This window comes from Acidovorax sp. LjRoot194 (genome assembly GCF_964253015.1).
In the GTDB taxonomy this organism is placed as follows: Bacteria; Pseudomonadota; Gammaproteobacteria; order Burkholderiales; family Burkholderiaceae_C; genus Acidovorax.
The window spans coordinates 1,722,107-1,743,994 of sequence record NZ_CAXUQB020000001.1 but is presented as its reverse complement, the minus strand read 5'-3'; the positions used below and the strand labels follow the sequence as shown (position 1 = coordinate 1,743,994).

Genomic DNA, 21,888 nt, shown 5'->3' with positions numbered 1-21,888 from the left:
TACGGATTAACCGTGAATTTGATACTGCCATGACCACCGTACAAAGCCTGGACCGCGCCATCGAGCTGCTGCGCCTGATTTCTGCCGAACACAAGTCCGGCGCGCGCCTGTCCGCGCTGGTGGCCGCCAGCGGCCTGGCGCAACCCACGGTGCACCGCCTGCTCAAGCAACTGGTCGAAGGCGGCTTGGTGATGCAGGACGCCCAGCGCCGCTACCGCCTGGGCCACTTCGCGTATGAGCTGGGGCTGGTCGCCTCCACCCACTTCCACCTGCGCGACCAGTGCGCGCCGTACCTCGCGCGCATCAGCGCCGAGACGGGGGACACGGCCTTTCTGGTGGTGCGCAGCGGGGCCGATTCGTTCTGCCTGGACCGGCAGTCGGGCAGCTTTCCCATCCAGGTGCTCACCGTCGAAGTGGGAAAGCGCCGCCCGCTGGGCATCGGCGGCGGCGGGCTGGCGTTGCTGAGCTTCATGCCGCAGGACGAGTTGCTGGACGTGCTGGACCGCATCGAGCCGCACCTGCATGCCTACGGCGGCTTGACGCGGGAGACCCTGCTAGGGCTGATCCAGACCGCACGCGCGCAGGGCTATGCCAGCATCACCAACTATGCGGTGGCGGGGGTGACGAGTATTGGGGTGCCTATTCGCGACCGTGGCGGGGTTGTGATCGGTGCGATCAGCGTGAGTGCGATGACGGCGCGCATGCAGCCGCGCGAGGGGCTGGTGGTGCAGACGCTGCAGCGGGAGCTTGCGGGGTTGCAAAAGGGGTTGTAGGAGCCGTCGGGGCTGCAGGCTGCGAGTGACCAGACAAACGCCGCGCATTAAAAGATAACAATTCTCATTCGTATAATTCGCATCACTCACCACTCCGACTGCCTTGCCCGTGTTGCGCGAGCCGCCCCTGACCCTGCTGGGTGCCCTGGCGCACCACTACGACGAGTTGATCGCCCATGTCCGGCGGCGCTTTGGTGATGCAGGCTTTGCGCGCGAGGTGGTGCACGACGTGTGCGTGCACATCCTCGAAAAGCCACCGACCAGCCCGGTGCGCGTACCGCTGGCACTGCTGAGGCGCATCTCGCACGACATGGCGGTGGACCGGTGCAGGGCCGAAGACGCGTACCGCGCGCGCATCGACAGCACCGGCGATGCGCCGGACCACGCGTGTGACACACCCGATGTGGGCCGGCAGCTGGACGCCGAGCGCGAACTGCGGTGGCTGGAAGACGCCATTGCGGGTCTGCCCCCGCGCTGCCAGACGGTATTCGTGATGCACAAGATCCACGAGATGCCGCACGCCGAAGTCGCCCTGCGCCTGGGCATCTCTCGCAAGGCTGTGGAAAAGCACCTGCATGCAGGCATGGCTGCCTGCCGGGCCCACCTGGCTCGGGCCCGGCTGGTGCGCAGCTGTTCGCCGGCGGCCAGCATCGCCACCTGCGGTGCCAATGCAGTGCGCGAGACCCGTCCATGACCGCGCACCGCAGGAGCCAGCCCATTGCGCCCATCGCGCCCACAGTCCCCACCGCACCCTCCTCGGCCCCATCAGAGGCGGCATCGCCGGATGCTGACGCAGCGCTGGCCCGGCACCGCGCCGCGTTGCAGGAGCGCTTTCCGCTGCCTCCGCAGGCGCTGTCCCCACTGCCCCACGCCACGCGCGACGGCGCCACTGCTGGCCAGCGGCGGCGTCCTGCGCGCCTGCTGGCAGTCGCGCTGCCGGCGGCCGCGGCCGCGCTGCTGGCGTGGCAAGACCCGGCCTGGCGCACCGAGCACATCGCCACCGGGCCCGACCGGCGCGCCTCTGTGGAACTGGCCGATGGCAGCGTGGTCGAGCTGGACACCTCCACACGGCTGACGGTGTCGCGCCACCTGCGCTCACGCCGGTTGGTCCTGCAAGAGGGTCGGGCGCTGTTTGATGTGCAGGCCTCGCGGTGGCGTCCTTTTTTGGTGGATGCGGGCAGCACCCAGGTGCGTGTGCTGGGCACGGCGTTTGACGTGCGCCGGCGCGGCGACGACGTCATGGTCACGGTGCTGCGCGGGCGCGTGGCTGTGGCTGGCAACCATGCGGATGCCACGCTCCAAGCCAATGATCAAATCCACGTGCAGGCAGGCACACTGGGCAGCACAGCGCCGGTCAACGCCACGGACGCCACCGCGTGGCGGCATGGGCACCTGGTGTTTGACCACACGCCCCTGCCCGAGGTGCTGGCCGAGATCGCCCGCTACAGCGGACGCCCGGTGCGGCTGGGAGATGCTTCGCTGGCGCAGCTGGAGGTTTCCGGCGTGTACCGCACGGCCAATGCCGATGCTTTGCTGACCCTGCTGCCCAGCTTCCTGCCTGTGCGGGTGGACACGCCGCCTGACGCCGACGGAGAACGCTGGGTGCTGCCCAGGCCAGGCAGGCCTTGAAGCACCTTTCTGAATGAAAACCTGTGCTACCGCTCGTCCATCCAGCGCGACAAGCTATTTAATTCATAGCAAAAGTCATCCAGCACAAAGCGGAAAATTTTTTTGTGACGCTGGGTAGGGTGATGGGCACCGAGAAACGGCACTCCCCGTGAGCGCCTGCCTTGCAGGCAGCGAACCCACCATCAACGAGGAGATTCCCGTGCCCCTGCCATTGCGTCCGCAGCCCCGAGCCACCCACCGCCACACGCCCACTGCCCCGCGTCAGGGCTGGCGCCTGACCGCGCTTGCCTGCAGCGCCCTGATCGCAATGGCCACGCAGGCTCAGCCTGTCCCGACCGCGGCCCCGCAGGGCGCCGCTGTGGCACCGGTGGCTCTGGACCTGCCTGCAGCGCCACTGGCGCAATCGCTCAACGCCCTTGCCCAGCGCACGGGCGTTCAGGTGGTATTTGCCAGCAGCCTGTCGGCCGGGCGCACTGCCCCCGCAGTGCGCGGCACCTACACCGCCAGGCAGGCGCTGGACCAACTGCTGGCAGGCAGCGGCCTGGCCGCGCGTCCCGCGGACGGCGGCAAGACCTTTGTGGTGGAGCAGGCGGGCCAGGCTGCGCCTTCCGCCGCACCCGGCGCTGCCGCGTCGCTGGATGAAGTGAAGGTGACCGCGGCCGCGGAGGTCAGCGCCACCACCGAGGGGCTGCCCGAATATGCAGCCCGCACCACCACCCTGGGCCTCATGGAGCAGGCGCCGCGCGAAATACCCAATTCGGTGAGCGTGGTGACGCGCCAGCGTATCGAAGACCAGAACTTCCTGCGCGTGGAGGACGCCATGCAGTACACGACCGCGCTCAAGGTGACCACCTACGGCACCGGTCGCTTCACCGTGGAGTCGCGCGGCTACGGCATCGACCGCTACCAGATCGATGGCGTGTCCTCGTCGGTGCAGACCGGAGACAACGACTTTGCGCTGGCGATGTTCGACCGGGTGGAAGTCTGGCGCGGCCCGGCCGGCCTGCTGCAGGGCGCGGGCGACCCTGGCGGTACCGTCAACTTCGTGCGCAAGCGCGCCCAGCCGGTCTTCGGCTTCAACGCGCGTGCATCGGCCGGCTCCTGGAACCACTACTACACAGAGGCCGACATCACCGGTCCGCTGGACGCAGAGGGGCGCCTGCGGGGACGCCTGGTGGCCGCCTACGAAGACCGGCACTATGTCACCGACCACGTCTTCACGCGCCAGCCGCTGGGCTACGGCACGCTGGAATACGACTTCACGCCCAACACCACGCTGTCTGTGGGACACAGCGCGCAGCACGCGCTCCGGCGCCCGTTCTGGGGCTACGCGGCCTATGCCGATGGTGGGTATCCCGACCTGGACCGATCCACCTACATTGGCGCTCTGTGGAACCGCAGCAGCCAGCTGATGCGCCGCAGCTTTGCCGAACTGGAGCACAGGCTGGAGGGCGGCGGCCGGGCGGTCCTGACCGCCAACTACCTGGACAGCAACGAGAACACCACCCTCGGGTTCGGCAACAGCTACGTCGACCGCGCCACAGGCGACATGACGGTATCGCCCTACTTCTACCTCCGCCACCAGAGCGAGACCAACCTGCAAGGCATGCTGACGCTGCCGGTGCAATGGCGCGGCTTCAAGCAGGAGTTCGTGGTGGGGGCCAGCCACCAGCGGCGCACCAGCCGCGATGCCTACAACGGCAGCACCTGGGGAGACAACGGATTCCTGTTGAACGTCTTCGCGCCCAACCCCGATGTGCCCCGGCCCGATGTCACCATCGACCCCGCCTATGCCAACAACGATCTGCGCCAGAGCGCGGTGTTCGGCCAGGCACGCATCCGCATCTCGCAACCGCTCGTGCTGCTGGCCGGCGCCAGAGTGACCTGGTACGAAAGCCGCGACCTGATCGACCGCGCCAACGACAGCCGCGAGAACGCCAAGGCCGTGCCCTATGCTGGGGCCGTGTACGAGCTGTCGCCCACCTGGTCTGCCTACGGCAGCTACAGCGCCATCTTCAATCCGCAGACCTCGCGCAACCGCAGCGGCGCCTACCTGCAGCCCCGCGCGGGCCACCAGGTCGAGGTGGGGATCAAGGGCGAGCATCTGGACGGCAAGCTGGCCAGCAGCGTCGGCATCTACCGCATCGAGGATGTGAACCGCGCCATCACCGACCCGGACTTCCCGGAAGCGTCGATTGCCGCGGGCAAGGTACGCAGCCAGGGCCTTGAGGCCGAACTGACCGGCCGCCTGTCGCCGCGCTGGAACCTCACCGCGGGCTACGGGTACAACACCACACGGGTGCTGCGCTCATCGCCCGACCAGGAGGGCAAGCCTTTCACCACCGTGTTTCCGCGCCACAGCTTCTCGCTGTGGACCGACTACCGATTTGACGGCGGCTGGAGCCTGGGCGCAGGGGCACGCGTGCGCAGTGCCATCTTCAACAACATCGATGGCGCACACTGGGGCCAGGGCAGCGTGACGCTGCTGTCGCTGCAGGCCGGCTACCAGATCACGCCCAAGACGCGCGTCACCGTGACAGTCAACAACCTGCTGGACCGCAAGTATCTCGACCGCCCCGATGGCTGGACGCGCCAGAGCTACTACGGCGAGCCGCGCAGCGTGATGGCCACGCTGAGCTACAAGTATTGACAGGGCAACGCGGCCATGGCCAGCAGCGCACCGGCCTGCTGCAGCCGTGGCTCCCGCCCGGGCCTTCACACCGGGTATGTGCCCGGCAACAAAATCGACCGGTCCACCGTGTTGATGTTGGTGTGCCCACAAAACGCCATCGTGATATCCAGCTCCCGCTGAATGATCTGCAGCGCACGCGTCACCCCCGCTTCGCCATAGGCCCCCAGCCCATACAGGAAACTCCGCCCGATCAGCGTGCCCTGTGCGCCCAGCGCGCGGGCCTTCAGCACGTCCTGGCCGCTGCGGATGCCGCCGTCCATCCACACCTCGATGCCGCCGCCCGCCTGGCGCACCGCTTCGGCAATGCCGGGCAGCGCGGCGATGGACGATGGCGCGCCGTCGAGCTGGCGGCCGCCGTGGTTGCTGACGATGAGCGCATCGGCCCCGCTGTTGACGGCCAGGCGGGCGTCTTCGGCATCCATGATGCCCTTGAGGATCAGCTTGCCGCCCCAGCGCTTTTTGATCCACTCCACATCGCCCCAGTTGAGCTGCGGGTCGAACTGCTCGGCCGTCCAGGACGACAGCGATGACAAATCGCCCACGCCCTTGGCGTGGCCCACGATGTTGCCAAAGGTGCGGCGCTTGGTGCCCAGCATGCCCAGGCACCAGTGCGGCTTGGTGGCCAGGTTGAGCATGTTGGCGATGGTGGGCTTGGGCGGCGTGGACAGGCCGTTCTTGATGTCCTTGTGGCGCTGGCCCAGGATCTGCAGGTCCAGCGTGAGCTGCAGCGCCGAGCAGTTGGCCGCCTTGGCGCGGTCGATCAGGCGCTCGATGAAGTCGCGGTCGCGCATCACGTACAGCTGAAACCAGAACGGGTGGCGGCCCGTGTGCTCGGCCACGTCTTCGATGGAGCAGATGCTCATGGTCGACAGCGTGAACGGAATGCCGAAGGCCTTGGCAGCGCGCGCGCCCAGGATCTCGCCGTCGGCGTGCTGCATGCCGGTGAGGCCGGTGGGCGCTATCGCCACAGGCATGGCCACGTCCTGGCCGATCATGGTGGTGCGGGTGCTGCGGCCCGCCATGTTCACCGCCACGCGCTGGCGCAGCTTGATGGACTGGAAGTCCTGCGTGTTGGCGCGGTACGTGCCTTCCGTGTAAGAGCCTGAATCGGCGTAGTCGTAAAACATGCGCGGCACGCGGCGCTTGGCGACGACGCGCAGGTCTTCGATGCTGGTGATTTTGGACAGGTCAGGCACGCGGCACTCCAGAGCAAAAAGACGTTGAACGGTTTTTAAAGCCTCGCCGGATGGTAGGCAGTTGCGCGCGGCGCGGCCATCAAAATTATTTGCGCGGGGCTGCAACAAATTTCCATCGCCGATGGTGCGTGCGCGCAGCACCCGTCGTGGAACTTCAGGCTTTTCAGAGCCCTACCGCGCACTGGGCGGGCGCCGTCAGCTACATATTTAATAGCAACTGCATTGGATGCCCATGCGCTGGTTCATGCCCACGCGCAACGCCAGCGAAGCGGTGCCCGCGGCGATCACGCGTCCTGGCCTATGACTGGGTCCACCTGCACCACCTCGGGCTCCGCGTCAGGCCCGCGGTACAGCATGAAGCGCATGCGCCCGCCGCGCTTGGCGGCGTACATGGCGCTGTCGGCGTGGCGGGACAAAGCGTCGAACGTGTCGCCGTGCTGCGGGTACAGCGCGATGCCGCCGCTCAGGCCCATGGGCAGCATGCGGCCGGCCAGCTCGAAGGGGGCATCGCACGATGCCAGGATCTTGCGGGCCACGCCGCAGGCGGGCTCCACGCCCTCCAGGCCGGGCAGCAGCACCACGAACTCGTCGCCGCCCTGGCGGCACACGGTGTCGGACGCGCGCACCGCGGCTTTGAGGCGCTGGGCGAACTGCACGAGCAGCAGGTCGCCCACGTCGTGGCCCAGGCTGTCGTTCACGGCCTTGAAGCCGTCCAGGTCCAGGTACATGACGGCCAGGCATTTGCCGTCGCGCCGCGCCTGGGTGATGGCCATTTGCGCGCGGTCTTGCAACAGCACGCGATTGGGCAGGTCGGTCAGCGCGTCGTACTGGGCCAGGTGGGCCATGCGTTCGGCCATGACGACGGCCTCGGTCACATCGCGCAGCACGGCCACGGCGCCGGTGACTTGGCCGTGGCGGTCGGTGATCGGGCTGGAGGTTTTCTCGACCTGGAACCGTTGGCCGCTGGTGCGGTGCACGATCACGCCGCGCACCGAATCGGCGCCCTCGCCGCTCTGGATGGCTGCCAGCAGTGAGCTGGCCAGCACGGCATCGTTGTGCGGGCTGCGCAGCACCACCACTTCGTCGATGCGGCGGCCCGCTGCGTCAAACGCCTGCCAGCCGGTCAGGCGCTCGGCGACAGGGTTGAGGTAGGTGACAGCGCCCTGCCCGTCGGCGCAGACCACGGCATCGCCGATGGATTGCAGGGTCAGGCGCACGCGCTCCTTCTCGGCAAAAAGCTCATCCTCCATGCGCTTGCGCTCGGTGATGTCGGTGGCTTGTACGAAGAATCCGCGCACTTGGCCATCGACCTCGTCGGGCAGGTAGGACACCAGGGCATGGAGCACCTGGCCGCGCGCGTCCACCAGCGCGCGCTCGAACAACTGGGGCTCTCCCGCCAGCGCGTGCTCCATGAAAGGCAGGTTCTGCGCATAGACATCGGGGCCCAGCAACTGGCTCACGTGCTGACCGCGCAGTTTGTCGGGCATCACGCCGAACCACTCGAAGTACACCTGGTTGGCAAACAGGTTGTGCAGGCCCCTGTCCCAGTAGCTGATAGCCGACGGCAGGTTATCGAGGATGGTGCGCAGATGGTGCTCGGCCTCGCGCAGTTGGGCCGACACCTGCTGGCGCAGCGTGAGTTCGCGCACGAACATGGCGGCCAGGGCCACGCAGGCGAGCATGAGCAGCAGCGCGAAACCGCCCAGCACGGTCGCGCTGCGGTACCACTTGGCCAGCACCGTTTCGGTCGCCTGCGCCACATTGATGATGAGCGGGTAGGAGCCCACCTGCCGGAAGGCATACAGGCGCTCGACCCCGTCCAGGGCTGCCACGCCCACGAACGCGCCACTGCCCTCGCGCTGAAAGCGCTCCAGGTTGGGCGATCCCGCAATGGTCTTGCCGACGTCCGAATCGCCGTACGGATACCGGGAGATGACCACTCCGTCGTGGCGAAACAGATTGATCCCGCTGTTGGCACCCAGGTCGAGCGAGCCGAAGAGTTCATTGAAGTAACTCAGGCGCACGGCCCCGACCACGACGCCGGCAAAGCTGCCGTCCGGGTGGCGGTACGCGCGGGCCATGGGCAGCACGTTCAGCCCGGTCACGCGCGAAGGCACCGGCTTGCCGATAAAAAGCCCCTGGTGCCCGTCCTTGGCGAAGGCCTGGAAGTAGTCGCGGTCCGCCAGGCTGGCGCGGCGCAGTGTGCTGGCGCCCGAGTCGAGCACGATGCTGCCCGTGGCATCCAGCACGAACACGTCGCCCGCGCCGCGCGCCCGCAGCGAATTGTCAAAAATGACGCGGTTGCGCAGGTCGGGCGGCAGGGCCCACACATCGCTGCGTGCCACCTCGCGGGCCACGCCCTCCAATGACTTGTCGATGGAGTCGAGCGACCAGCTGAGCCCCTGCTCCAGGGTGTGCACCAGATTGCTGTTGGTCTGGCTGGCGTAGTTCCACTCGTCGGTGCGGATCGTCCAGATCGTGCGGGCGAACAGGGCACCAATCCCCAGCGACAACAGCAGCGCCAACCAGATAAGGCGGTGGGAGAAGAACTGGCGCAGGAACGGCATAGAAATATTTGGTAACCATTCTAGTGGGGGGCGTTGTCGGCTGGCTGACATGCCACCAGGTGTTGCATGGCATTGCTGCCACGCCGGCCACCCGCCCCATCGGACCCTCTGACCATCGACCCTCTGACCACCGGACCAGCTATCCACGGGCTCCCGCACGGTCATCCTGCACAGTGACCTTGCAGGGCCGCCCTGTGCGGTCAGTCGACGCGCCACGCTGGTCGCCGGGCTTCAACCCGATACCGCCAAGGCGCTCCAGCAAAGCCCCTGGTGCGGTCAGTCACACCGTAGCTGCCGCGCCAGGCGCCGTCAATTCGCAGAGCCCCGGGGCGGCGTGGCCGCCACACCCGCGCCGCGGACCTCCAGGCGGATCTCGTCCAGCACCTGGCCCTTGGCATCGGTGATCTGCACCACATGCCGGCCCGGCCAGGGCAGCCAGGCCACGCGCGGACCCTGGCCCAGGGGTTTTCCGTCCATGCGCCACAGCAGGCCGTCGCCCGTGGCAGCGAACTGCAGGCGCTGGCGGGCGGGCGGGATGTCCGGGTCCAGCGCGATGATGGTGCCGCTGGCCGGGGCGGTGATGCGCGCTGGCGCGCCGGGCGGGGCATCGGGCAGCTTCCGCGCGGCATGTTTGGAGTCTTTTGTGGCCCTACCGCTTGCTACATCGGCGCCAGCAGCTACTGAATCAATAGCAAACAGGGGTTGCTGCGTGCCCTGCAAGAACCACTCCTCGCGCGCGGCCTCCAGGGGCTGGGCGGAGCGCGCCTCTGCGGCTGCGGGCCCGGGCCCAAACCGCACCGCAGCCTTGAGCACGCCTGCAGGTGCCTTGGGCGCACGGCTGGGCTCGCGCGCATGCAAGAAGCCCATCACGGTCGCCCAGATGGGCGCTGCGCCGCTGGTGCCGCTCACGTCGTGCATGGCGGCGCCGCTGGCGTTGCCCACCCACACGCCGACGGTGTAGCGCTCGGACCAGCCCACGGCCCAGTTGTCGCGCATGTCCTTGCTGGTGCCGGTTTTCACTGCGGTCCAGAAGCGTGTGGCCAGCACGCTGTCGGTGCCGAAGGTGCGCGCGCGGGAATTGCCGTCCGACAGGATGTCGCCCACGATGAACGCGGCACGCGCGTCGATGGCCGCCATGAAGGCGGGCGGCCGGCCACGGGCGGGCGCGGCCAGGTCCACCGGGCTCAATTGCCCGCCGTTGGCCAGGGTGCGAAAGGCATTGGTCAGGTGCAGAAGCGGCACCTCGGGGCTGCCCAGCGCCAGGCTGTAGCCGAAGTAATCACCGCTCTCGCGCAGCGGCATGCCCACTGCGCGCAATTGCCGGTGGAATGCGTCGGGCGTGACCATGACCAGCGTGCGCACCGCCGGCACATTGAGCGACGCGGCCAGCGCGGTGCGCGCCGACACCCAGCCCTTGAACTGCCGGTCGTAGTTTTGCGGAATGTACAAACCGCCCGCCGTGGCGATGTGGGCAGGCGAGTCGTCCACCAGCGATGCCGCCGTGAGCCGCCGCTCGGCAATGGCCTGCGCGTACAAGAAGGGCTTGAGCGTGGAGCCCGGCTGGCGCAGCGCCAGCACGCCATCGACCTCGCTCGCCTGGCTCAGTTGCCCGGACGAGCCCACCCACGCCAGCACCTCGCCCGTGGCGTTGTCGAGCACGAGCACGGCGCCGTCTTCCACATTACGCCCGCGGAGTTCGCGAAGGTGCTGCTGCAGGGTGCTGACAGCAAAGCGCTGCAGCGGTGCGCGCAGCGTGCTCTGCACCCGCTCGGGCACCGCCACACCGTCCTTGAAACGCTGGCGCAGCAGATAGCGCGCGAAATGCGGCGCCACGCCCTCGCTGGCATCGAATGCGCGGCGCTGGAGCGCGGCGGTGGTGAAGAGGTCGAGGGCATCGCAGTCCACACGCGGTGGTTGGGCCTGCGATGCGGGGGCACCCGCGGTGGCGGGCAGCTTTCTTGGCGGCGGCTGGGCCTGCATGTCGCGCAGCACGCCGCAGGCCCGCTGGGCCACCAGCGCGGGGCGCGCGTTGGGCGCCCGCACCAGGGCCGCCGCCACCGCCGCCTCGCGGTCGTCCAGGCCGTGGGCAGCTTTGCCGAACAGCGTGCGGCTGAGCGCATCGATGCCCACCAGTTCGCTGCGAAACGGCACGAGGTTGAGATACGCCTCCAGCACCTGGTCTTTGCGCCAGCGCCGGTCCAGCACCTGCGCGGCCACCGTCTGGCCGAGCTTTTGCACCACGGTGCGCCCGCCCGGCCCCTGCCGCCAGTCGCCGTCGAGCAGGCCCGCCAACTGCATGGTGATGGTGCTGGCGCCGCGGGTGCGCTGGTTCCACAGGTTGCCCCAGGCGGCGGCCGACGCAGCGCGCCAGTCCACGCCGCTGTGCTCGAAGAATCGCTTGTCTTCGCTCAGCACCAGCGCCGTGCGCAGTGCGGGTGACACATCGGCCAGGGCCACCCACTGGCCGCGCCGCACGGTGGTGTCGGTGCGCAGGCGCTGCAGTACCTCGCCCTCGCGCGAGAGCACTATGGTGTCGGACGGTTTGAAGTCGGCCCGCACCTCGTCGTAGGACGGCAGGGCGTGGGCGTGTGGCGCGCCCAGCAGCATGCACACCGCCAGCACGACCAGAGGCCGCGCCACAGCCGGCAGAGCCCCGCTCTGCACCCGCGGGGCCGGCACGAACCTAGGCCAGCCCATGGATACGGCCCGGCCGGTGCACTGCTGCCAGCTGCCACGCAGCGGTCTGCGCCATGCCCATCAGCCGCCGGGCTCCACAAATTTCTTGTAGTTCTCCAGAATCGCCTGCCAGCCCGCGCGCTGTTGCTCGGGTGGAAAAGTCGCATCGGGCGTGAACGACTGCCGCACCTCGGTGCGGCCGCCAGGCAGGTCGATGAATTCGACCACGACCTCACGGCTGTCGCCCAGGGCGTAGCGCAGCCGCCGGTGGGGCACCAGCTCGGTGAAGGTGCCGGCAAAGTCGAAACCCATGGAGCCGTCCTTGGCCTCCATGCGGTAGCTGAAGGCACCGCCCACACGCAGGTCGTTCTCGGCCCGCGGGCAGCACCACTCGGGGCTGGCGAAGTTCCAGGCGGTGATGGCGGCCGGGCTGATGAAGGCCTGCCAGGCGCGCTGCGCGTCGCAGCCCACTTCTACAGAAACGGTGAGCGGGTCGCCTGACGGCGCGGGGCTGATGGAAACATCGGTCATGGTCATGGGTCCTTGGGGACGGAAATTGTGCCGGGAATACCGGTGGCAATGCCGGTGAACCGGGGGCGCGCCGATTCGCCGCCGCAGTGCATACAGGCCATACCCATGCCCATTTGCAAACGCCAGGCAGGGCCAAGACGGGCGGTCCCGGAAGGCCGGAGCAGGCCTGGGGCCCGCCCCGCTGCGGCCTTACTTGCCGGGCTCCACCTTCACCCGCGCATTCGGTGTCTCGCCGAACATCTCGGGCGCGTACATAGCTTCCACACGGCTCGGGGGCAGCGCGAAGTCGCCCACGTTGTTCAGGCGCACGGTGTATTCCATCTTGACCGTGCCCTTGGGCAGGTACTCGTAGTAGCTCCGGAAGGACTCGAAGCTGCGCTCCTCGAACGCGGGCCAGCCGGGGCCGGTGCGCGCCTTTTCGCCCTGCGTGGCGATGGCCGAGTCGCGGCCCAGGCCGCTGCCCAGGATGGTGGCGCCGCCCGGGATCGGGTCGGTGATGGCCACCCAGGTCATGTCGGCGCTGGCGTTCACCTCCAGCGTCACGCGCAGCACGTCGCCGCGGGTGTACTGGCCGGGCGGCAGCGCCTTGTTGGCCTGCTCCACGGGCGTCACCGTCTTGGTGATGCTGTACCCCGCAGCAAAGGGTGCCTTCAGCTGGATGGCGGCCACCGACTGCAGCGTGAGCCATGGCTTGCCGGGGCCCTGGTGCGTGACGGCCAGTTGCTCCTTGCCACCCGCCTTGCCTGCAGCCGATGACCAGGGCAGGAACATGCCGTTGTTCTTCAGGTTGCCCGCCGATGCGGGGGCACCGAACCAGGTGGTCTGGTGCGCAGCGCCCGTCAGGTCGGTGGTCTTCACGCGCTCGACCTTGCTCCAGTCCACCGCAGCGTTGTTGGCGCCCATGGCAGCCTTGGTGATACCGGACACCGGCGTGGCCTCGAACTTGGCGCTGAATTTTTCCAGCGCCAGCCCGCCCCACAGGTTGGCCGTGGTGGTGTGCCACGCACCGCCCTGCTGCCGGCTGATGAAGCCGTTGGCCAGGCGGCCCATGTCGTCCTTCCAGGTCGGGTCGTCCATCACGGCCAGCATCAGGCGCGCAGTATTCACGTCGCCGTTTTGCATCAGCCACCACCAGTAGTCATCCTGCTCGGTGCTGAAGATGAGCTTGGTGCCCTGGAACGACAGGCGGCTGCGCAGGATCTGCATCGCTTCGGCCAGGCGCTTGTCGCGCTCGGGCACATCGGCCACGCGCTTCAAAACGTTGACCCAGTCGATCACCGTGTGCGTGGGCCATTGGTTGGGCGCAATGGTGATGCTGCTGACCATGCGGCCCTGGGCCTTGCCGTAGCGCGACAGCGCTTCGAGCGCGGCCACCTTGCGCATGTCCAGATCCTTGCGCGGGCTCCAGAAGTCGCGCTGGATGCGACCTTCCACAAACGCGATCAGGCCACGCTCCATGGGTGCGCGGGCTGCGTCGGGCAGGGCGAAGGCCGGGTTGACGGACGCAGCCTCGTGCGTAGCGGCCAGCACGTAGGCGGTCAACGTGTCGCTGCCGCGGTTGGCGTCGCCATCGCGCGGCGGGAAGTAGTTGGCCAGGCCGTCGCTGTCCAGGTAGGTCGGCAGCTGCGCCACCACGGTCTGCCACAGCGCGCCGTCGCGCAGGCCCACGGCCTTGCTGGTCTTTTGCTCCAGGCAGGCGAACGGGTAGCGGGCCCACCAGTCACGCACGCCGGGCAGGCCTTCGGCCAGCTTGGGCTGCAGCGACATCTTGAGGCCGCCGCGGCCCGGCAGCGCATCGGCGGGCGGGTTCACGTCCAGGTTGAAGCTGCCGTCTACCTGCACCAGCGTGGCCTGCTGCACCGTGAGCGGCACGGCCGGGATGATGCGCTGGCTTGCCTTCAGGGCATCGCGCGCACCGCTGACCGAGTCCTTGGCCTCGATCTCCCACAGGATGGACTCCGACCGGGTCTGTGCCAGCTGCGCGGGGGCCGTGATGTTCCACGACACCTCGCGTGCCTCGCCGGCCGGTATGTCCACCGTCTGCGGCTTCAAGTCCAGCAGCGTGGCGCGCGGGGTCACCTCGACCTTCATCGCCGCCTTGGTGGTGTTGCGCAGCGTGAGCTGGGCGCGGAACTGGTCGTCCTCGCGCACCAGCGGCGGAAGGCCGCTGATGATCTGCAGGTCCTGCGTGGCGCGGATGCTGGTGCTGCCGGTACCGAACAGGCCAGTGGACGCATCGGCCACCGCCACGATCTTGAAGGTGGTGAGCGCATCGTTGAGCGGCACCGTCACCTTGGCCTGGCCGTTGGCATCCAGCACGATGGCGGGCTGCCACAGCAGCAACGTCTCGAGCAGTTCGCGCGTGGGCGACTTGCCGCCGCCGCCGCCCGCGGGCACGGCCTTCTTGCCGTAGTGGCGTCGGCCAATGATCTCCATCTGCGCGGTGGAGGTCTCCACGCCCCAGCTGCGACGCTGCAGCATGGCTTCGAGCAGGTTCCAGCTATTATTGGGCATCAGCTCCAGCAGCGCCTGGTCCACGGCGGCCACAGCCACCTCGGCATTGGCGGCGGGCTTGCCGCCCGGCAGCGTGGCGGTGATGGTGACCTGCGCCTTGCCGCGCACGGCGTAGCTTTCCTTGTCGGCCGTGACCTTCACGTCGATCTGGTGGGCTTGCGTGCCCACGCGGATCTCGGCCAGGCCCAGGCGGAACGCGGGTTTGGACAGGTCCACCAGCGCGGTGGGCGCCTGGTATTCCTTGCCCTCGTACCAGAACGACGTCCACCACTCACGCGGCGACTTGAAGCCCCAGGTGAAGAAGCTGTACCAGGGCACCTCGCGCAACCGGCCGCGCAGGGCCAGCACACTCACGTAGACGTTAGGGCCCCATTCAGGCTGAATCTTGAGGCTCACGGTCGGGTCCTGGCCGTTGAGCTGCACCACCTGCGTGTCGATGATGCCCTCGCGCTCCACCGCCACCAGCGCCGTGGCGTAGCGGAACGGCATGCGCACCTGGAACTTGGCGGTCTCGCCCGGCTGGTAGCTCTTCTTTTCAGGCAACAGGTCGATGCGGTCGTGGTCCTCGCCGCCAAACCACAGCTCGCCCTGGCGCGTGACCCACACCGACGATGCGGCCACGCTGGTGTTGCCGTCCTTGTCGGTGGCCGTCACCACCAGTTCCACCTCGCCGGCTTCGTCGAGCTTGGACTCGCACAGCAGCAGGCCGCGTGCGTCGCTCTTGCCGCTGCACAGCGTGCCCAGGTCCTTGGTCTCGGTCTGGTTGTCGTAGCTGTAGAAGCCGCCCACCATGCGCTTGCGCGTGGTGGTGGTGATGCGCGCCATGGCCTGCACCTGCAGCGACGTATCGGCGGCCGGCTTGCCGTTGTGCTGCAGTGCCAGCGCCTGAAAGCGGATCTTCTGGCGGGCCGACACCCAGCCTTCGGTCTTGATACCGGCCACCACGCCCGCGGGCCACAGGGCCTGCGTGCTGCGGATGGTCTGCACTTCGCCGTTGGGGTCAGCGTAGGTGGCTTCCATCAGCAGCTCTTGCGGCTGACGCGCCTCTGGCACGTTGTCGATGGTGACCTTGCCCGCGCCGTCCTTGTTCAGCGTGAGCGGGAGCTTGTCAGCAATCACGCGCGCATCCTGGCTGGCGGTGGCTTCTTCGTCGTCGCTGTTGGCGTTCGACTGATCGCGCTTGCGGGGCGGGTTGAAGCTGAAGGCGTCGTAGTCGCTGTAGTTCAGCGTCTTGCCACGCACCATGGCCGACACACGCACCGGCAGGTTGGCGGCGCCACCGCCGGCCACGTAGTTGATCTGCACATCGGTGGGCACCGAGCGCACACGCACCAGCGCCTTCTTGTCGGCGGGCGCAATGCGGCCTTCGAGCACCGGCAGGCGGAATTCTTCCACCCGGAACTCGCCCGAGCTGAAACTGCGGCCGTTGTTGGACTGGTTGCGCAGCTCGACCTGGTACAGGCCGAGCTTGGCGGCGGGCGGCACGGCAAAGGTGTTCTGCGCGCTCAGGCCACCGCTCGGCGTGGTGCGCCAGGCCAGGGGCTGGGTGAATTGCTGGCCGCTGCCCACGTGGGTGATGACCAGGGTGTCGGGGCCCGCAGCGGGCACGCCGAAGCCCTTGCGGGTCTCGGTGCGTAGCAGGTGCTTCATCGACACCGTCTCGCCCGCACGGAACAGGGTGCGGTCGAAGATGGTGTGGGCGCGTTCGTCCGGCTCGGCCGTGGTGCTGGTGGGCACATTGAAGCGCCAGGGCTCGATGCCACGCTGCCAGTCGCTCCAGGTGAAGGCCATGTCCTCGACTGCGTCGGCGCCCTTGTGGCGGGCGCTCACGAAGTAGCCGCGGCTGCCGTCGCCTTCGCCGTATCCGCCGGATTCACTGCAGGTGGGAGAGTCGGTCGAGACACCGTCGAGCCGGGCCAGGCCCTGCGCGTCGGTGACGCCCGTGGCCACTTCGTTGCCACGGCAGTCGGACACACGCACCTTGGCGCCCTCTACCGGATGGCCCTTGTCGAGCGTGGTCACCCAGGCCATGGCGTTCTCGCGGCCCAGCTTGAAATGCACGCCCAGGTTGGTGACCAGCGCGGAGGTGCGCACGTACATCGTGCGGCTATCGCCGTGGCGGTCGTCCAGCAGCGATGCGCCGAGCTTTTGCGATGCGATCTCCACCACGTGGAAGCCGGGCGACAGCGGAATGCCCACCACCTCGAACGGGCGGGCATCGGTGCTGGCGGGCTTGGGCAGGTCCAGCGTCTTCACGCCGCCCTTGCCGGCCAGCAGCGACAGCATGCGGGTCTGCACATACTCGCGGTCGTTGTCCAGCACCTTGGGCAGCGGGCCTGTCACGTCCTGGCGCGCCTGCTTGCGTTCGATGTTGTAGTTGTCATAGCGCCGGACCTTGCGGAACCACGCGATGATGTCGGCGTCGGTGCCGGGCTTGAAGGTGCTCACCTTGCCCGCGGGCGCTGCCGCACCCGGGGTGCCGGGCTGCAGGCCCTGCACGCGCAGGGCGGCTTCCACGTTGCGCAGGGTGACCGGCAGCAGCGCGGGCGGGTTGTCGGATGCGGGGCCTTCGGCAAAACGCTCCACCACGCCGAAAGACGCGGCGGCAAACTTGGCCAGCGGCGGCATGCCGCCCGTGGCGACCTTGAGCGGGAAGCTGTCGGCATTGGTCAGCGCGCGGCCCGAGGCATCTTTCAGATCCTTGGGCAGCTCGAGCGTGAAGGCGGTGTTTTCAGACAGGGGTGCGCTGAACTGCACGCTGGTGACCAGTGCGTCCGCCTGCTGCTCTTCCTTGTCGGTGGCGGCCTGCGGCTTGAGCGTTTCCTTCGCCGACTTCAGGCGGATGGCCGACGCCAGCTTGCGCGGCACCGGCGCATTGAAGGACAGCGTCATGGGGCGGATCGGCAGGCAGGCGGCCTGGGCGTTTTCGCGCTCGCAGCTGAACTCCGCCGAAAACGGCTCGCGCACCTTGTAGTCGAAGCGTTTTTCCACCGTGTTGGCCACACCACTCGGTGTGGCCACGCCTTTGCCGAACACCACCTGCATGCGCGAGCCCGACGTGAGTCGCCGGTTGCAGGCCAGCGTGGCGTACTGCAGCGGCTCTTTCGCCGCGCTCTTGTCCAGGCCGAGCATCTTCAGGACTTCGGCGCGCTGCGCGCCTTCGATCATGCGCACCGGAATGCGCTCACCCACGCCTTCGGCGGTGCACCACACATTGGCCTGCACGCTGGCGGTGGTGGCGGGGCCGTTGAACTGGAGCACGAAGAACTGCTCTTCGTCGATGTCCTGGTAAGAGCCAGGGCGCATGTTCTGCACGAACGGCCCACCGCTATTGAATTGATAGCTCTTGGCGCCCGTCAATTCAGCGCCAGCGGCCGATTTGAATCCTGGCTTGACCGTAGCGGTACAGCGTACGCCGGGCGGCAGGTCGCGCTCGAAGTCGAACACCCATTCCTTCTCCCCCGTCCAGCGACCCGTGCCCTTGGTGGCATTGGCGTCGCTGCAACTCAAAGCGATGGGCGCCGGGGCCTTGGGGTCGCCGAAGTTGACTGCCGCGGCATCGAACTTGGCCACGACCTGGCGCACCTTCGCCACCTCGCCCTGGGGCGAAAAGCTGGTGATCTGCAAGGCTTGGGCACTCAGCGATACGAGTGCCCCAGAAACCAGCACCAGAGCATTTTGAAACAAATTCATTATGGATATCTCTCCGTCCGACTCGACCGCGAGCGTAGCCGATCTGCCGCAGGCAGCCTGGCGCAACGCGACAACCGAACGTAACAAGCCGTTCGCACGGGCGCGTATCAACGGCACAAAACGCTGCGCACCCGCCGCTATACTGCGCCGCAAAATTAGAGTGAGAGGGAGTCGTGAAAAAGATCATCTTGGTGGTCGCCCTGTGCGTGGGCGCCTGGTACTACTTTGCCGGCGGCCGCACGCTGGACGAAAAAATGGTGCGCGCGTTCTATGACGACGGTGCGCACGCCTTGTACAAGCGGGATGCAGAACTGCTGTGCAAACAGCTCAGCTCCCAGGCCATCATCCAGGACGAGACGGTGATGAACGGGCAGACGCAGCGCACCACGCTGAACCAGCGCCAGCAGTGCGAGGCCTTCAAGACCAGCCTGCAGATGTTCGAGCGGATCGGTGACCGCATGGGCGGCGTGCTGACGATCGAGTACGAGTTCCACATCGACAGCATCGTGATCGACCCCAGCCGCAAAAGCGCCCAGGTCAAGGGCACCAGCCTGCTCAAGATGGGAGAGACCGTGATGCAGTTCAGCGGCACCTTCAACGACCAGGTGGTGCGCGAGATGGGCCAGATGAAGCTCCTGCGGTCCGACCAGCGCACAGTGGTGCGCGTGGCAGGTGGGCGCGGCATGTCGCAATCCGACTTCTTCTCCAAGTAATGCCGGGCCGTCCCCATGCAGCACGAGGCCGCGACCGCACCCCGTCCGTTCTGGCACCGGATCAACACCTTCTTTGCCTTCCCCCTGCAGACCGAGCCCCTGACCTACGGCACGCTGCTCGCGATGAGCAGCCTGCTGTTCAAGCTGGTGTTCTTCTTGCCGGACTTTTTGGCCATCTTGCTGATCGAGGTCGGCATCATGCTGGCCAGCTCGCGCTACGGGTTCAAGGTGACTGCCCTGGGGTCGCGGGGCATCTCCCGCGCTGCGGATTTTCCGCGCGAGCTCGATGACGAGTGGACCCACCTGCCCTGGAAGCTGTTTGTCATCCTGGTCGTGCAGGGCTTCGCGCTGGGCTGGCTGTCGTACGTCAGCCCCTTGCTGGCCACCCTCGGCATCTTCGTGATGTCATTCACGCTGCCCGCCACCGTCATGCTCCTGGTGCAGACCGGCAGCATCGCCGAGTCGCTCAAGCCCGCCGCGCTGTGGGACACCATCCGCATCATCGGCTGGCCCTACGCGCTGTTGTGCTTCTTCCTGTTCCTGCTGTCGACCGGAGCGCAGGTGGCCATCGGGTTGCTGTTGCCGCTGTTCAGCGGGCTGATTCTGCTGCCGCTGATCAATCTGGCGCTGATCTATTTCAGCTGGGTCATGGCCAGCCTGCTGGGCTACACGATGTACCAGCACCACGCGGCCTTCGGTGTCGACCTGCTGCCCGGCGGCGGCGACGACGGGGACGGTGCAGCACCTGACCGCCGCTCCCCTGAGCAGATCGCCCAGCAGGAGACCGACGCCCAGGTGGCAAGGATGATTACCGACGGCGATGTGGCCGGCGCCCTGGGCATGGCTTACGAAGACCAGCGCACCCGACCCGATGAACTGGCTGCGCAGCGCCGGTACCACCGCGTCCTGCTGCTGGCGAACAAGAGCGCATCGCTGACGGACCATGCGCAGCGCTTCATGGCCCTGCTGGTGCGGCGAGGCCAGCCGTCCGAGGCGCTTCAGGTGTACAAGGCCTGCCGGAAACAGGACGCAGGCTTCGTGGTCGGCGATGCGCCCACCAACCTGGCGCTGGCCAACGCCGAATGGCGCGCCGGGGACGCGCGGGCCGCGTTGGCGTTGATCTCCGGCTTCGACAAACGCTTTCGCGGGCACGACAGCGTTCCGCAGGCCTACGAACTGGCAGCACGCGCCCTGGTGCAGGGGCTGGGCCGTGCCGACATGGCGCAGCAGATCCTCAAGACGCTGGAATCACGTTACCCCGACAGCGAACCCACCCAGGAAGTGCGCTGGCTGTTGCGCAACGCGCCCGCCACCACCGCTGTTGCCGCGTCATCCTGACTGCAGCGCGCGGGTCACCGCGTCCTGCGGCAGGAGCCGCTGCAGATGCGGTAGCCAGACGGCCGCCTCCGCCCGCTGGCCCGCCTGCATCAGGCCATTGACCAGCACAGAAATGGTGTCGCCCAGGCCCGGGTTGTGCGGCGCCGTCTGGACCAGGGCCAGACAAAGTTTTTGTGCATCCTGGAAGTGGTGCGCTCGCGCGAAGCGCCGCACCAGCCTCGCCATGTCGTCGGGCTTGAGGCGGACGCCCGGCTTGGCCTGGTCCAGGTAGGTCTGATAGCTCGCGTGCTGCAATTGCAGCGTGGCGGCGTCGGTGGCGCTGAGGCGAAAGATGCGGTGCGCGGCGCGGTGAAACCCGTCGCTGGCCGGCATCAGCCGGGCGACGCCGAACCAGGCCCGCAGCGTGTCCGCGTCGTCCGGGCGCAGTCGCGCCGCCGCGCGCCATTCGGCCGCCGCCTTTTCAAACTGCATGGCCTCGGACAGGCGGCGCGCACGCGCCACATGCGCATCGAACGGGTCGGCGGCCCGGTCTGCCTCGGGTTCGGGCAACCGGACCTGACGCACCCGCATGGCTGCGGCCATGAGCAGTGCACCCGCCACCAAGCCGCCCAGGTGGGCCATGTACGCCACGGGCTCGCCGCTGCTGAAGTGCTGCAGCAACTCGTTCGCGATCCAGGCGGGCAGCAGGATCAACGCCGGCGCGGTGACGTAGTTGAAGTAGAAGAACAGCTGATAGAAAAACCGGATGCGCCGCAGGCGGTACATCACCGCGTACATTCCCATCAGGGCCGACACGGCGCCCGACGCTCCGAGGCCGTAGCTGCCTTTGCCCGCGTACACCCAGCCCGCCAGCAACGATCCACCCACCGCGCCCAGAAGGTAGAACGCGAGGTACGTGCCACGCCCCAACGCAAGTTCCACCGAAAAGCCGAAGAGAAACAGGAAGATCATGTTGCCCAGAAGGTGGCCCGTGCTGCCGTGCAAAAAGGTGGCGGTGAGCCAGGTGACCGGCCGAAATTCAGCATCCTTTTCGTAGCTTTGTGCCCAGCGGTGCGTGAAAGGCGGTGGCTGAAGGGCTTCGTACTGGCGGCGCTGGGTCTTCCACTGCGCATGCATGGCATGGCTGGGCTCCACAACACGGTCTGCCTTGAGCAGTGCCATGAATTCCGGCTCCTGCTCCATGGCCTGCAGCAGTATCCCGTGCTCCTTGGCCTCATACGCAGCCTGGGCGGCTTTGGCTCTGGGCGATCCTGTCGTCTTCAGCCAAGCCACAAACCCCGGCAGCTCCAGCGCCGGCAGCGGGCTGGCCAGGTAGAACTGGGCCGCCCGGTCCTGGGCCTTCTCTTCCGAACGCTGTGGCCCCCAGAACACCAGCATGTTGACGAGGATCAGCACCACCGTCATCCACGGGGGGTTGCGCCACGTGGGCCGGCTTTCAAGGGGGATGGCGTAGAACATGGATCGACAGGAATAAAGGTCGGACGACGTGCACTGAAGACAGGGCTGACGGTGCAGGCAATGCGCGTGCGGCGCATGCCGTCGCCGAGTGTGCCCCAGCGGAATGCT

12 protein-coding genes are annotated in these 21,888 nt (G+C 67.6%); 6 read left to right on the top strand and 6 right to left on the bottom strand.

Going from position 1 to position 21,888, the window contains the following annotated elements; genetic code table 11:
• Nucleotides 1–29: 29 nt before the first annotated feature.
• The 4 genes from ACSQ3N_RS07945 (at nucleotide 30) to ACSQ3N_RS07930 (ending at nucleotide 5,052) form a co-directional block, all read left to right on the top strand.
• Entirely contained in the window at nucleotides 30–773 is a 744-nt protein-coding gene (locus ACSQ3N_RS07945) for an IclR family transcriptional regulator (protein WP_436146014.1), read from the top strand.
• Nucleotides 774–882: 109 nt separating this feature from the next.
• Nucleotides 883–1,467 carry an RNA polymerase sigma factor gene (locus ACSQ3N_RS07940; protein WP_436147932.1) on the top strand — a complete coding sequence of 195 codons (585 nt, stop codon included), beginning with the start codon at nucleotides 883–885 and terminating at the stop codon, nucleotides 1,465–1,467.
• Nucleotides 1,464–2,402, top strand: coding sequence for a FecR family protein (locus ACSQ3N_RS07935; protein ID WP_436146013.1), 939 nt, complete (start codon nucleotides 1,464–1,466; stop codon nucleotides 2,400–2,402). The genes ACSQ3N_RS07940 and ACSQ3N_RS07935 overlap by 4 nt, the downstream gene beginning before the upstream one ends.
• A 199-nt stretch (nucleotides 2,403–2,601) precedes the next feature.
• Nucleotides 2,602–5,052: a TonB-dependent siderophore receptor gene (locus tag ACSQ3N_RS07930; RefSeq protein ID WP_436146012.1), complete on the top strand. Its 2,451-nt coding sequence runs from the start codon at nucleotides 2,602–2,604 to the stop codon at nucleotides 5,050–5,052.
• 65 nt (nucleotides 5,053–5,117) lie between these two features.
• Here ACSQ3N_RS07930 and ACSQ3N_RS07925 read toward each other — a convergent pair whose 3' ends face one another.
• The 5 genes from ACSQ3N_RS07925 to ACSQ3N_RS07905 all read right to left on the bottom strand — a co-directional run bounded on the left by ACSQ3N_RS07925 (nucleotide 5,118) and on the right by ACSQ3N_RS07905 (nucleotide 18,271).
• The gene (locus ACSQ3N_RS07925; protein WP_056162004.1) at nucleotides 5,118–6,290 is read right to left on the bottom strand and encodes an alpha-hydroxy acid oxidase; all 1,173 of its coding nucleotides are present in this window, start codon (nucleotides 6,288–6,290) and stop codon (nucleotides 5,118–5,120) included.
• 284 nt (nucleotides 6,291–6,574) lie between these two features.
• Nucleotides 6,575–8,857: a bifunctional diguanylate cyclase/phosphodiesterase gene (locus ACSQ3N_RS07920; RefSeq protein ID WP_056162002.1), complete on the bottom strand. Its 2,283-nt coding sequence runs from the start codon at nucleotides 8,855–8,857 to the stop codon at nucleotides 6,575–6,577.
• Nucleotides 8,858–9,166: 309 nt separating this feature from the next.
• Nucleotides 9,167–11,464: a penicillin-binding protein 1C gene (gene pbpC / locus ACSQ3N_RS07915; RefSeq protein ID WP_436147931.1), complete on the bottom strand. Its 2,298-nt coding sequence runs from the start codon at nucleotides 11,462–11,464 to the stop codon at nucleotides 9,167–9,169.
• A 150-nt stretch (nucleotides 11,465–11,614) separates the two neighbouring features.
• Nucleotides 11,615–12,064 (bottom strand): SRPBCC domain-containing protein, encoded by a 450-nt coding sequence (locus ACSQ3N_RS07910; RefSeq protein ID WP_436146011.1) that lies wholly within the window; start codon nucleotides 12,062–12,064, stop codon nucleotides 11,615–11,617.
• 189 nt (nucleotides 12,065–12,253) lie between these two features.
• Entirely contained in the window at nucleotides 12,254–18,271 is a 6,018-nt protein-coding gene (locus ACSQ3N_RS07905) for an MG2 domain-containing protein (RefSeq protein ID WP_056161997.1), read from the bottom strand.
• 173 nt (nucleotides 18,272–18,444) lie between these two features.
• On the opposite strand from ACSQ3N_RS07905, the gene ACSQ3N_RS07900 reads away from it, so the two are divergent.
• Both ACSQ3N_RS07900 and ACSQ3N_RS07895 read left to right on the top strand, forming a co-directional pair.
• The gene (locus ACSQ3N_RS07900; RefSeq protein ID WP_056161995.1) at nucleotides 18,445–18,984 is read left to right on the top strand and encodes a hypothetical protein; all 540 of its coding nucleotides are present in this window, start codon (nucleotides 18,445–18,447) and stop codon (nucleotides 18,982–18,984) included.
• 15 nt (nucleotides 18,985–18,999) lie between these two features.
• On the top strand, nucleotides 19,000–20,322 hold the full coding sequence (locus ACSQ3N_RS07895) for a tetratricopeptide repeat protein (protein WP_056161993.1): 1,323 nt from the start codon (nucleotides 19,000–19,002) through the stop codon (nucleotides 20,320–20,322).
• Here the strand turns inward: ACSQ3N_RS07895 and ACSQ3N_RS07890 are convergent.
• Nucleotides 20,314–21,780, bottom strand: coding sequence for a rhomboid family intramembrane serine protease (locus ACSQ3N_RS07890; protein WP_056161992.1), 1,467 nt, complete (start codon nucleotides 21,778–21,780; stop codon nucleotides 20,314–20,316). The genes ACSQ3N_RS07895 and ACSQ3N_RS07890 overlap by 9 nt on opposite strands.
• Between the last annotated feature and the right edge of the window lie 108 nt (nucleotides 21,781–21,888).